Origin of the sequence: Quyinboa mangrovi, from assembly GCF_042219825.1 — a bacterium.
GTDB lineage: Bacteria > Bacteroidota > Bacteroidia > Bacteroidales > UBA5342 > JBHJHP01.
In genome coordinates this window covers 63,974-76,230 of sequence record NZ_JBHJHQ010000004.1, presented here as the reverse complement: position 1 = coordinate 76,230, position 12,257 = coordinate 63,974, and the positions used below count along the sequence as shown (strand labels likewise).

The following is a 12,257-nucleotide window of genomic DNA, read 5'->3' as shown; positions in this document are numbered from 1 at the left end:
TTAATAACCAATAAAAACAAATTAATATGAAACGTAATTTTTTAATTTTAGTAGCAGTAATGTTGACGGCTTCGTTTACATCATTTGCAGCAAACAAAACAGAGAAATTTAAAGTATCAGGGAACTGCGGCATGTGTGAAAAACGCATTGAAAAAGCTGCCAATGGCGTGGAAGGTGTTACCTCTGCAGAATGGAACAAGGACACCAAAATGATGGAGGTAAAATTTGACGACAGCAAAACGGATAAGGACAAAATCCAGACAGCCATAGCCAAAGCAGGACATGATACCGGAAAGCATAAGGCAAAGGATGAAACATATAATAACCTGCCGGCCTGCTGCAAATACGACAGAACTAGTCCGGTTGAAAAAAGTGATAAATAATCGGGCTTTTTTAGAAGCAAAATTCATCATAAAAATGATTGGAAAAGAATACCAATCAGGGATGTCGTAGTGTTTCTCACTACGGCATTCATCTATTTTCATTCCGGATATTGCACTTCAAAAGGAATTACCCCGCCTGTTTTTTTATAAAGATATAACGTATCGTTTCCTCTTTCTAATGCGATCGAGTCTCCCGGGTCAATATAAAAACTTAAATTACCTGGCCCTTTTGAAAAACTCCATGCCCGAATACTAAATGACTTACCGTCCTCATCTTCCAGAAGAGTTGTTCCTCTGTATCTGCCACTTTTTATTATAACTTTATTAACCGGCTGCGTAGAATTAATTAATGGATATTCTTTAAAAACATCTTTCGTATAATTATTTTGAAATAAAACACTAACCACTAAAAAAGTTGGTATTATTATTAAAAATGCCAACAATATTTTTACACTAATATTTTTTTTACTCATAATATCTCTCTTGGGCATTGTTTCAAATCCAGGTCAAAATTAATCAAGCGTCCTGTCTGATAATCATCATCTTCCCAAAGCTAAACAAATTATCTTATAGTCCTTAATGATTTTTGCTTTTCAAAGCAGGGCATTGTTTAATTTTAACACACACCAAATTTCACATACTTTATCGTAATTTTATTTAAATACTTTGGTATTCTCCATCAAATATTAAAATCTTTATATATTAATTTTAAACATATCTACTAATTCGAAAAACTTTATACTCTCCTTGAATAATTTTTATCATAAATATCATACTATCAGATTAATACCACTGCTATTACTGACGTTAATTTCATTCTTCCTTACCGGTTGTGATAAATTTATCGTCCTTCAGTCAAAAGGTGCTATAGGAAAGGAAGAGTCAAATCTGATAATCATTGCTTTCCTGTTAATGCTGATCGTTGTTATTCCTGTTATTGTATTAACTTTTTGGTTCCTTTTTAAATACAAAGCCGGCAACAAGAAATCAAAGTATACACCCGATTGGTCTGGTTCAACACGAATAGAATGGTTTATATGGGCTGTACCTTTGGGCATCGTTCTCATACTATCCTATTTAACATGGACTAAAACGTCTCAGCTTGATCCGTACAAACCCATTGAGCATGCGAACGATCCGGTTCAGGTTGAAGTTATATCGCTCGACTGGAAATGGTTATTCATATACCCGGAATACGATATAGCCACAGTTAACCAACTGGTATTTCCTGAAAATACCCCGCTTGAATTCAGGCTGACTTCTGCCAGTGTTATGACCTCTTTCTTTATCCCACAACTCGGAAGCCAGATGTATGCCATGGCCGGTATGGAGACACATCTTAACCTGATTGCATCAGATACAGCGACACTTACCGGGCAAAACCAGGAATTCAGCGGAGTGGGATATGAATCAATGTTTTTTGAAGCTAAATCTGTTACAACTGATGAATTTAAAGCGTGGGTAAAAAAGGTACAACAATCCCCTTTAAAACTGGATTTAAAAACGTTTAAAAATCTGGAAAAACCATCGGATAATTCTTCCGTTAAACTTTTCTCAGAGGTTGAACCTGATTTATTCAATCAGTTGATAAAAAAATTCATGAAAAACGAAAAGATGAAACCTCCCGATAATGGCTCTGATAATGCTATAGAAGTTAAGAATTCAAGTAATAATAGATCATATTTGAATAAATAAAAAACAAATAACGTGTTAGGAAGATTAAGGTTATCCGATATACCGTACGACAATCCGATTATAATGATCGCAGTTGGCTCAGCAACTCTGGTAGGATTAGTGATCATCATTCTTATCACCTACTACCGGAAATGGTCCTATTTATGGAATGAATGGCTGACAAGTCTTGACCACAAAAAAATCGGCATCATGTACATCATTCTTGCGCAGGTGATGTTGCTGCGTGGTTTTGCAGATGCCGTTTTGATGCGTTCGCAACAGGCACTTGCGGCAAGTTCCTCGGGAGGCTTTTTACCGCCCGACCATTATGATCAGATATTCGGGTCACACGGAACCATTATGATTGTGTTCGTTGCAATGCCTTTTTTGGTAGGATTAATGAACATTGTTGTTCCACAGCAAATAGGGGCACGCGATGTCGCCTTTCCTCTCCTTAATTCAATAAGTCTGTGGCTGACAGTTGCAGCTGCCGGCCTTATAATGATATCGCTCGGTGTTGGTAAGTTTACACCTACCGGATGGAGTGGTCTGGCTCCTCTGTTTGAAAAAACATATAATCCGGGATCCGGGGTTGATTACTGGTTGTGGGCCTTCCAGATAGCTGGTATAGGTTCCACCCTTACGGGAATAAATTTCATGGTAACCATTATTAAGTTACGGGCTCCGGGCATGAAGTTTATGCGGCTGCCATTATTTACATGGACGACATTAACCACCAACGTACTGATGGTTTTTTCCTTCCCGGTCATTACCGGTGCTATGCTACTCCTGACAATGGACCGGTACCTGGGGATGCATTTTTTCACGAATACCATGGGTGGCAATATGATGTTCTGGAATAATCTGTTCTGGATGTGGGGGCACCCTGAGGTTTACATTGTTGTTTTGCCTTCTTTCGGCGTTTTTTCTGAAGTAGTTGCCACTTTCTCAGGTAAAAGACTGTTCGGCTATAAATCGCTGGTGTATGCTACCGTGGCCATAATGATTTTATCATTTACAGTATGGCTGCATCATTTTTTCACTATGGGAAATACGGCAGATGTAAATGCTTTTTTTGGAATTACCACTATGCTGATCGCAATTCCAACAGGTGTTAAAGTTTACGACTGGCTTTTCACCATGTACCGGGGACGTATCAGGCTCACCACGCCAATGTACTGGACACTTGGCTTTTTTATTGCATTTGTTTTTGGTGGTATGTCTGGTGTTTTGATGGCCATTCCACCTGCCGACTATGTGGTTCATAACAGTCTGTTTCTCGTTGCCCATTTTCATAATGTACTGATCCCAGGAGCGTTGTTCGGTTATTTTGCAGGGTTCAATTACTGGTTTCCAAAAGCATTCGGGTTCAGATTAAATGAGAAATGGGGTAAACGATCGTTCTGGTTTTGGTTAATCGGATTTGTAGTTGCATTTGCGCCATTATATATTCTTGGGTTTATGGGTATGCCGCGCCGACTGGAAAGCTATCCGAATCCGGAATGGCAACCTTATCTGATTATTGCTGCCGTAGGAGCATTCATAGTAGCCCTGGGTATCCTTTTCATGGGAATTCAGCTTTACGTCAGCATCCGGGAAAGAAATAAAAACCGTGATCTCACGGGGGATCCATGGAACGGACGAACCCTGGAATGGGCCACATCCTCACCACCTGCAAGTTATAACTTTGCGGTTATTCCACATGTAGATGATCTGGATGCTTTCTGGGTCATGAAATCAAAAAAAACAACTGATAATCAACAAGAGAAATATACTGATATCAAATTGCCGAAAAACACAGCTTTCGGGCCAGTAACAGGAATATTGGTTCTGGCTTTTGGCTTTGCCATGGTATGGTATATCTGGTGGTTAGCGATTATCAGTATTCTTGCAGTTATTACAATGATCATTATTTCATCGGCAAACGACGATGATGAATACACCATTCCTGCTGCCGAGGTTCAGCGGATCGAATCGGAACGCGTAAAACCCACATTTAAAATCCCGGAATAAAACTGATATGATAATGAATGAAAGTGTCAAACATAACGATGAAATACATAATTCAGGTTTAGCAGATCTTAAAGCCTTTGGGTTCTGGATTTATTTAATGAGCGACCTGATATTATTTTCCATTTTGTTTTCTGCATTTGCTGTAGTAGGGCACAATTATGCAGGCGGACCTTCTCCGAAAGACTTATTCAACCTGCCTTATCTTTTTGGAGAGACCACATTCCTCCTTGTAAGCAGTGTAACTATGGGATTCAGCATTATTGCCATGCTAAAGGATAATAAGAAGTTTTTACTGATCGGACTGATTATAACTTTTATACTGGGACTAGGCTTTATTATTATGGAGCTTAATGAATTCCATCATTTAATATCCGAAGGATACGGTCCGCAGCGAAGCAGTTTTTTATCGTCATTTTTTACACTTGTAGGGATGCACGGCACACATGTAACATTTGGTTTACTCTGGATTCTGATCATGCTGTTCCAGGTGTATTCAAAAGGGATGACCCAGGCTGTTAAATCCAGAATATACAGACTGAGTATGTTCTGGCATTTTCTTGATATTGTGTGGATAGGCGTATTTTCTGTAGTGTACCTGCTTGGCGTGGTTTAATATGAAGTATAACAATAGTTAAAAAGAAATGACTAAAAAATACATCATCGGATTTATTCTGGCCTTTTTATTAACGGGCACATCGTTTTTATTGGCTGCAACCGGAATGGTTTCAAAACACATCATCATTGTAGGAATCCTTATTGCTGCTGTTGCCCAGATGTTAGTTCACCTGCATTTTTTCCTTCATCTGGATACATCATCCGGTGCTCGTTGGAATGTATACTCCCTGTTATTTGCTTTTTTACTGATCGCCTTTTTTATCGGTGGGACAATTTGGGTCATGTTTACCCTCAATCAGCGAATGATGTAAAAACATGTCTTAAAACAGCAGTGATGATGAACGCAACTATTATCTGTAAGCATGGAGAAATTTAAAATATTCATAAAGCGCAGATAAATGCAGGAAGTCATTACCATTTTCTCTGTTATTTCAGTATTGACAGGGATTTTCATCACATTCAGGTACATTGCAAAGCCATACAAAAGTCCTCCCGTAAATAATATAAAATCTTTACCGGATGAATTCAAAAAAATATTATCGTCAAGGGTAAGATATTACCGTAATCTGTCAGATGACAATAAAATAGAGTTTGAAAACAGACTATTAAAATTCCTGACAGAAAAAAAGATTACAGGTATAGACACGGATGTTTCAGAAGAAGATACGTTGCTGATTGCCTCAAGCGCAATTATTCCTATGTTTGCCTTTCCATATTATAACTATCCTGAGGTACATGAAATATTGCTCTATCCAAACTCTTTTGACAAGAAATTTCAGACAAATAATGAAGTGGAAGGCAGAAACGTCCTTGGAATGGTAGGTAATGGTTTTTTAAGTGGCCATGTTTTATTATCACGACCCGATCTTGAAGCAGCCTTTGACGGCACTCGCCATAAACAGAACGTCGGCATTCATGAATTCATCCATCTTATTGATATGGCTGATGGAGTTACTGACGGAATACCAAAAATTCTTTTTGACAATTCGTTTGCCTTTTCATGGCTCAGGGAGATCAAAAAGGAAATTAACACGATAAAAAACGGCCATTCAGATATCAATCCATACGCACTAAAAAACAATGCAGAATTTCTGGCAGTTGTAGCCGAGTATTTTTTTGATGATCCTGATAAAATGAAGATGCGTCATCCGGAGTTGTATAACTACCTGGTTAAAATATTCCGACAAAACCCGGTGATATAATTTATGCGATAAAATGCTACAGAACAAGATACAATAGCGCTTAAAAAATCGCTGAACACTTATAGTCAAATAATTATAAAAAAATATTCCCAATCAAACAGGACCATTAATCCCCTTTTAAGCCTGATTTAATCATCAGCCATTTCCTGATCCATCAAATATATGGATCAGAATATATACTTATAACTTGCCTTATAGTCGCAGGGCATACGTCCAACCAACTCTTTAAAACTGGTCACAAATTCATTTTTAGAGTTAAATCCTGCCATCCTGCCAATGGCATCAATGGAAAATCCACTGTAACAACTTTCTTCAATCATTCGTTTGGCTTCCTTAACCCTCAATTCTGTAACGAAAAGGGTAAAGTCATTTCCACAATAATCAACGCAAAGCTTTTTAAGGTCCGCTGTAGACATTTTAAGTTTGTGAGCAAGCCGGGATGGGGTGAGCGTTGGATCCCTGTAAAGTTTGTTATCCAGTATATAATCATATACTTCTTTAAACGTCAGGGTATTCATATTCCTGTTTTTGTGGGGTTCTACAAAATGCATTATGCATGAAATACCAGCAACGGAGTGTCTGTATGAAAGATCATTCTGCGGGCTATACTCGGGTTAAACATTCGTGCTATAATGTTACGCCGTTTAGTAATTAATGTAATAATATCAATTTTCTTTTCTCTAATCAGTTTATCCATAGATACCAGTAGATCATCGCCCTCCATCAGTTCACATTCAATTTTCTTACCGGTATATTTTTTATTCAGGTAATCCTGTAATCCGCTTAGCTGTACCTCATCCCAGGGATCTTCTCCCTCATGTCCCAAATGCACACAGTGCAGATCAATATCATTCCTTCCAATAATCCGCATGAGCTTGTCAATTGCCTCCAGATCATTATCAGCAAAACTGGTAATATACGCCAAAGTTTTAACCTGACTGATGTTATTAAAAGGTGTATCTTCAGGTATAGCCAGAACCGGAACTTTTGCCCGTTCAATGACCTCAGCTGTTACGCTGCCTATCAGATCATCATTCTTACGGTTTTTTCCACGGGTACCCATTACAATGATCTGTGGCCTGTATTTTTTTGCGTAACTCAGAATTTCCTCCTCCGGCACACCTTCATTCAGAATAACTTTGGTTTTAAGGGTAGGAAGACTGCCGTCCTTCATCTGTTTTTTCAGCTTGGCATGAAGATGATCCATATCCTTTTTGGCTTTATCTTCGATCTGCTTCAGGGTTTTATCAACGTTCAGATCGTAAGAAAACGTTTCGGTATACGGTAGTGTATTGATCAGCGGACTGAAGTAGGTATGCATCAGATCAATTTCAGCACCAATGGTTTTAGCAAGACTAATGGCAAAAACACAGGCATTATACGAGTATTCAGAAAAGTCTACAGGTACCAGAACCCGGTTAGGAAATTCAGGTAACTTTTCTTCCTTAAAATATACCTCATTAATGTGCTCAATAATTTTAAGACCTTTGTCTAGATCTTCTTCACTGATCCGGACTTTTACACCCCCTGAAAATGCTCCCTGAATAAGGTTGATATTGCTGAGATAACATTCAATACCTTCCCGTTCAAGTTCCATTTTTATGAACTGAGCTTTTTCATAACTGTGAGTGGCTACGGTGATCAATTTATCTTTCATGACGGTCGTTTTAAAGTTTAAGTCCGCAGACTCAGATTAAAATTACGCATTTTTCAATTTACAGTCAATTTAAATTATCTTAAACATTTAGGGAGTTAGCTATATGTATTCTATTTTTGCCAAAAATATTGCCATGAGAATAGATATCATCACCGTTTTACCTGAACTTCTTGAAAGCCCCCTGCACACTTCAATTCTAAAAAGAGCGCAGGACAAAGGGCTTGTTGAATTTAATGTTGTGAACCTAAGGGACTACTCTACGAACAAAACAAAACGTGTTGACGATTATGCATTTGGAGGCAGTGCAGGCATGGTGATTCAGATAGAACCAGTGGCAAAAGCCATTGAAGAACTGAAAGCCAAACGTGCATACGATGAAATTATTTATACCTCTCCTGATGGCGAAGTGCTGAACCAGAAAATGGCCAATTCCATGTCCCTTTACGAGAACATCATTATTCTTTGCGGTCATTACAAAGGCATCGATCAACGCATTCGTGATCACTTTATAACGAGGGAGATTTCAATAGGCGATTATGTTCTAACTGGTGGCGAGCTGGCTGCAGCCATTATTTCCGATGCGGTTGTAAGGCTTATACCCGGCGTAATTTCGGATGAACAATCAGCCCTTTCAGACAGTTTTCAGGACAACCTTCTGTCTCCACCGGTTTATACGCGACCTGCAGAATTCCGTGGATGGAAAGTACCGGATGTTTTGTTATCGGGTCATGAAGCCAAAATAGCAGAATGGGAATTTGAACAATCTGTTGAACGTACAAAAAAATTACGTCCTGATTTGCTCAAGGATTAACCGTTTCAGCGACAAGCTCAGGTCCGGACAGACTTGTTAACCTGCGCCATTCCCTGATCATAAATACCATTACAACAAGTGCCGATACAGTATCTGATACAGGGAAACTGAGCCATATGCCATCCAGATCGTAGAATTCCGGCAATAAAAAAAGTAAGGGAATAAGTACCAGCACCTGTCTCAACAATGTAAGAAACATAGCTGTTTTTGCATTCCCCACAGCCTGAAAATAATTACCGGCAACAATCTGAAAACCGATAATCGGGAAAGTCATGGTAATAATCTTTATGGCTCTTAATGTAATTTCAAGAAGATGCGGATCCTCATCGTTAAACATCATAATAATGTACTCCGGGAAAAACTGCGTAAATATCCATGCAAAAATACTTACCAGTGTAGCTGTTATCAAAGCAATACGAAGCGTTTTTTTAACACGTACAAACACTTTGGCACCAAAATTAAATCCAATGATAGGTTGAGCAGCCATATTGATTGCGATGACGGACATAACAACAAGACTTACCACACTAATTACAATACTAAATGCTCCTACCGCAATGTCTCCACCGTATTTTATCAGCATTTTATTGGCCAGCCCCTGCACAACGCTGGAAGCGATCTGCATCGCAAACGGAGCCATTCCAATGGCAATTATACTTTTTGCAATTGACCAGTCAAACCGGACCAGTTCAGGTCTGAGGTTTATTACGCTCCGTGAACTTCGAAAATGCATAAATACCCACACAAAAAGCACAAACATTGAAATAACGGTAGCCCATGCAGCGCCTTCAACACCCCATTTAAAAACCATAATAAAAAGGTAGTCCAGAAGAATATTCACAGATGCACTCAGCAACATTGAATACATGGCAATCCGGGCGTTTCCCTCACTTCGGATCATATTATTCAGCGAATAACCCGGCATTGTAAAAAAGGTTCCAAACAAAATAATATTCAGATAGCTGTTGGCATAATCAAGCGTCTCTGCAGTTGCACCAAACGATTCAAGTAAAGGTTTCTTTATGAGAAAAACTACCAGAACAATAAAAGTGGAAACGATTAAAATTAGCAGTAGGGTCGTCCCCAGAACCTGTTCAGCCCCGTCTCTGCTTCGCTCTCCTAAGCGTATAGAGACCAATACGCCTGCGCCAACGCCAATCAACATACCAAACCCCATCACTATGAGCATGACCGGAAAAATGACACCGATGCCTGATAGCGCAAGCGATCCTACCCCCTGCCCGATAAATACCCTGTCGACAATATTATATAATGCATTGGCAATTACACCAATAAATGCAGGAACGAAAAATTTCCACATTAATTTGCCAATCCCTTCTTTTTCGAGTGCTTTTGTCTTATCCATCAGAAAAATTCAGGTGCAAAGGTAAATTAATATCCTGAGCCAATAATTAAAGAATTACAACGTTTTTATAAAATTGGTTTTTAGAAAGTATATTCTACCTTTGCATTGATCTGTATCAGTAATAAAAAATACGTTAATGAACGAGACAAAATTCAAACAACCAACCAGTTATAAAAAATACGTTCTTATTTTCTGGTCGATATTCGTTTTTGGTATTGCTGCTGTAATTTTACTGTTTTGGGCAATTTCAAAAGGATATCTTGGTTATATTCCACCCATTCAGGAAATTGAAAGCCCCAAAAACAAATATGAAACTCAACTTATTTCTTCAGATAATGTCATTCTGGGATCCATATATTTTCAGGGAGAGAACCGCACAAAAGTAAATTACAACAATCTCTCACCATATCTGGTAAATGCACTTATTTCAACCGAAGATATCCGCTTTGCCAAACACTCAGGGATTGACGCCAAAGGGATATTACGTGCCGTGACAGGTGTTGTAACAGGAAGAAATTCAGGAGGAGGCAGCACCATTACACAACAGCTTGCCAAACAGCTGTTCACAGAAAATGCATACAATGTGAGCTTTATAAAACGTATTTTTCAGAAACTGAATGAATATGTGATCGCGGTTCAGCTGGAGCGCTTCTACACCAAAGAGGAAATCCTGACCATGTATCTGAATAAGTTCGATTTTAACAATAATGCAACTGGTATTCAGACGGCTTCAAGGGTTTATTTTAACACCACGCCTAAAGATCTGAAAATAGAGGAGGCAGCTATGCTTGTAGGAATGTTGCAAAACCCAACATTGTACAACCCAAAACGCTTTCCGGAAAAAACACAAAAAAGAAGAAATATTGTACTGGGACAGTTAATGAATGCTGACTACATCAACAAGCATGAATTTGACTCGCTTAAAACCTTACCAATAGAGCTGGATTATCATAAAGTTGATCACAAGGTTGGCCCGATTCCTTATTTCAGGGAATTCATCCGTCAGTTTATGACCGCTGAAAAACCCCTTAAAAAGAATTACAGAGGCTGGGATATCAGAAGCGGTAAATACCTTGCTGACAGCATATCATGGGCAACAAATCCTCTTTATGGCTGGTGTAACAAAAATTTCAAACCAGATGGATCAAACTACAGCCTGTATACCGATGGATTAAAGATTTATACGACCATTGATTCCCGCATGCAAAAATATGCGCAACAGGCCATGTACAAACACTTGTCGGAAGATGTCCAGCCAAGATTCTTCAAACAGGAAGCAAACAGCCCGTATGCACCTTACTCAAGCAAAATTGGAAACAGTCCTGAAGAACGTGTTGAACGCATGCACGATTTTCTGGAACGCGCTATGCAGAATACCGACAGATACAGACGTTTAGCAGCAGCAGGTGTTAAACGGGATTCAATTCTGAAGATCTTTGACACGCCCGTCAGCACAACTGTATTCTCATGGAATGGAGATATTGATACCGTGATGAGTCCAATGGACTCCATACGCTATATGAAATACTATCTGCGGTCCGGCATGATGTCTATGAATCCACTGAACGGTCATGTAAAAGTTTATGTGGGGGGCATTGATTATTCCTACTTCCAGTATGATATGGTATCGCTCGGCCACCGACAGGTTGGTTCAACCATTAAACCATTTTTATATACACTGGCAATGCAGGAAGGCTATACACCTTGTTCCCGTTTTCTGAATGCACCAATAACCATTTATGATGATCTGGGCCGACCATGGACACCTGATAATAGTGACGATGAAAGATTGAACGAAATGGTAACCCTGAAATGGGGTCTGGCGAAATCCAACAACTTCATCTCGGCCAGATTAATGAATGAGTTTAAGCCTAAAACACTGGCAGATCTGATTCATTCCATGGGTATTACAAGTAGTATTGATGCCGTCCCATCCATGTGTCTTGGGACACCGGATTTTTCAGTTAAGGAAATGGTAAAAGCTTACGGGGTATTTGCCAACCACGGCGTCATGACCGATCCGGTATTTGTAACAAGAATTGAAGATAAGGACGGAAATATCATCGCAACATTTGCACCGTATAAGAAAGAAGTGATCCACGAAAACACAGCTTATCTGATGCTGAACCTTTTGGAAGGTGTCGTTGACACTCCAGGTGGGACAGGAAGCAGACTAAGATGGAAATACCAGTTCAAGGGCCCGATTGGAGGTAAAACAGGAACCACACAGGATCAGTCTGATGGTTGGTTCATGGGTGTCTTACCCAACCTTGTAACAGGAGTTTGGGTGGGCGGAGAAGAACGTTCTATTCGGTTCAATAATATTACATACGGGCAGGGAGCGGAGATGGCTTTGCCAATTTTTGCTTTGTTTCTCAAGAGTGTATATGCCGATACTACATTGGGCTACGACCCCATGGAGGACTTTGAAAAACCAGCCGGCTTTAATACAGATCTTGATTGTGGTAAATTCACAGTTCCATCACAGAATGAAAGCGGTAAAACACCGGATTCTCCGGATGACTTCTGGTAGAAA

General features: G+C 39.3%; 12 protein-coding genes. 8 read left to right on the top strand and 4 right to left on the bottom strand.

The features are described from left to right. The first annotated feature begins 26 nt into the window (after positions 1-26). Positions 27-383 carry a heavy-metal-associated domain-containing protein gene (locus ACE1ET_RS09125; protein ID WP_375728084.1) on the top strand — a complete coding sequence of 119 codons (357 nt, stop codon included), beginning with the start codon at positions 27-29 and terminating at the stop codon, positions 381-383. 98 nt (positions 384-481) lie between these two features. Here the strand turns inward: ACE1ET_RS09125 and ACE1ET_RS09120 are convergent, their stop codons facing one another. Further along, the gene (locus tag ACE1ET_RS09120; protein WP_375728083.1) at positions 482-856 is read right to left on the bottom strand and encodes a hypothetical protein; all 375 of its coding nucleotides are present in this window, start codon (positions 854-856) and stop codon (positions 482-484) included. 274 nt (positions 857-1,130) lie between these two features. Between ACE1ET_RS09120 and cyoA the strand changes: the two genes are divergently transcribed. From cyoA to ACE1ET_RS09095, 5 genes are all read left to right on the top strand, one after another. After that, positions 1,131-2,078, top strand: a complete 948-nt coding sequence (gene cyoA, locus ACE1ET_RS09115; protein ID WP_375728082.1) for a ubiquinol oxidase subunit II — start codon at positions 1,131-1,133, stop codon at positions 2,076-2,078. Between the two features lie 12 nt (positions 2,079-2,090). Further along, positions 2,091-4,070 carry a cytochrome o ubiquinol oxidase subunit I gene (gene cyoB, locus ACE1ET_RS09110; protein WP_375728081.1) on the top strand — a complete coding sequence of 660 codons (1,980 nt, stop codon included), beginning with the start codon at positions 2,091-2,093 and terminating at the stop codon, positions 4,068-4,070. 13 nt (positions 4,071-4,083) lie between these two features. Then, on the top strand, positions 4,084-4,683 hold the full coding sequence (gene cyoC, locus ACE1ET_RS09105) for a cytochrome o ubiquinol oxidase subunit III (RefSeq protein WP_375728080.1): 600 nt from the start codon (positions 4,084-4,086) through the stop codon (positions 4,681-4,683). Positions 4,684-4,711: 28 nt separating this feature from the next. Then, entirely contained in the window at positions 4,712-4,996 is a 285-nt protein-coding gene (gene cyoD, locus ACE1ET_RS09100) for a cytochrome o ubiquinol oxidase subunit IV (protein WP_375728079.1), read from the top strand. A gap of 87 nt (positions 4,997-5,083) precedes the next feature. Continuing rightward, the gene (locus ACE1ET_RS09095) at positions 5,084-5,887 is read left to right on the top strand and encodes a M90 family metallopeptidase (RefSeq protein WP_375728078.1); all 804 of its coding nucleotides are present in this window, start codon (positions 5,084-5,086) and stop codon (positions 5,885-5,887) included. A 167-nt stretch (positions 5,888-6,054) separates the two neighbouring features. Here ACE1ET_RS09095 and ACE1ET_RS09090 read toward each other — a convergent pair whose 3' ends face one another. Beyond that, the gene (locus ACE1ET_RS09090; RefSeq protein ID WP_375728077.1) at positions 6,055-6,405 is read right to left on the bottom strand and encodes a helix-turn-helix domain-containing protein; all 351 of its coding nucleotides are present in this window, start codon (positions 6,403-6,405) and stop codon (positions 6,055-6,057) included. Positions 6,406-6,437: 32 nt separating this feature from the next. After that, on the bottom strand, positions 6,438-7,544 hold the full coding sequence (locus ACE1ET_RS09085; protein WP_375728076.1) for a universal stress protein: 1,107 nt from the start codon (positions 7,542-7,544) through the stop codon (positions 6,438-6,440). A 133-nt stretch (positions 7,545-7,677) separates the two neighbouring features. Between ACE1ET_RS09085 and trmD the strand changes: the two genes are divergently transcribed. After that, positions 7,678-8,355 carry a tRNA (guanosine(37)-N1)-methyltransferase TrmD gene (trmD, locus tag ACE1ET_RS09080; RefSeq protein ID WP_375728075.1) on the top strand — a complete coding sequence of 226 codons (678 nt, stop codon included), beginning with the start codon at positions 7,678-7,680 and terminating at the stop codon, positions 8,353-8,355. Here trmD and ACE1ET_RS09075 read toward each other — a convergent pair. Next, positions 8,345-9,721, bottom strand: a complete 1,377-nt coding sequence (locus ACE1ET_RS09075) for an MATE family efflux transporter (protein ID WP_375728074.1) — start codon at positions 9,719-9,721, stop codon at positions 8,345-8,347. The genes trmD and ACE1ET_RS09075 overlap by 11 nt on opposite strands. A gap of 136 nt (positions 9,722-9,857) precedes the next feature. On the opposite strand from ACE1ET_RS09075, the gene ACE1ET_RS09070 reads away from it, so the two are divergent. Further along, complete coding sequence (locus tag ACE1ET_RS09070) at positions 9,858-12,254, top strand: transglycosylase domain-containing protein (RefSeq protein WP_375728073.1); 2,397 nt, start codon at positions 9,858-9,860, stop codon at positions 12,252-12,254. Positions 12,255-12,257: the final 3 nt, after the last annotated feature.

What these genes read in the sequence shown, in the direction of transcription:
- ACE1ET_RS09125 (WP_375728084.1), top strand. Translation starts at nt 27, where the DNA reads ATGAAACGTAATTTTTTAATTTTAGTAGCAGTAATGTTGACGGCTTCG.
- ACE1ET_RS09120 (WP_375728083.1), bottom strand. Translation starts at nt 856, where the DNA reads ATGAGTAAAAAAAATATTAGTGTAAAAATATTGTTGGCATTTTTAATA.
- cyoC (WP_375728080.1), top strand. Translation starts at nt 4,084, where the DNA reads ATGAATGAAAGTGTCAAACATAACGATGAAATACATAATTCAGGTTTA.
- cyoD (WP_375728079.1), top strand. Translation starts at nt 4,712, where the DNA reads ATGACTAAAAAATACATCATCGGATTTATTCTGGCCTTTTTATTAACG.
- ACE1ET_RS09095 (WP_375728078.1), top strand. Translation starts at nt 5,084, where the DNA reads ATGCAGGAAGTCATTACCATTTTCTCTGTTATTTCAGTATTGACAGGG.
- ACE1ET_RS09090 (WP_375728077.1), bottom strand. Translation starts at nt 6,405, where the DNA reads ATGAATACCCTGACGTTTAAAGAAGTATATGATTATATACTGGATAAC.
- ACE1ET_RS09085 (WP_375728076.1), bottom strand. Translation starts at nt 7,544, where the DNA reads ATGAAAGATAAATTGATCACCGTAGCCACTCACAGTTATGAAAAAGCT.
- trmD (WP_375728075.1), top strand. Translation starts at nt 7,678, where the DNA reads ATGAGAATAGATATCATCACCGTTTTACCTGAACTTCTTGAAAGCCCC.
- ACE1ET_RS09075 (WP_375728074.1), bottom strand. Translation starts at nt 9,721, where the DNA reads ATGGATAAGACAAAAGCACTCGAAAAAGAAGGGATTGGCAAATTAATG.
- ACE1ET_RS09070 (WP_375728073.1), top strand. Translation starts at nt 9,858, where the DNA reads ATGAACGAGACAAAATTCAAACAACCAACCAGTTATAAAAAATACGTT.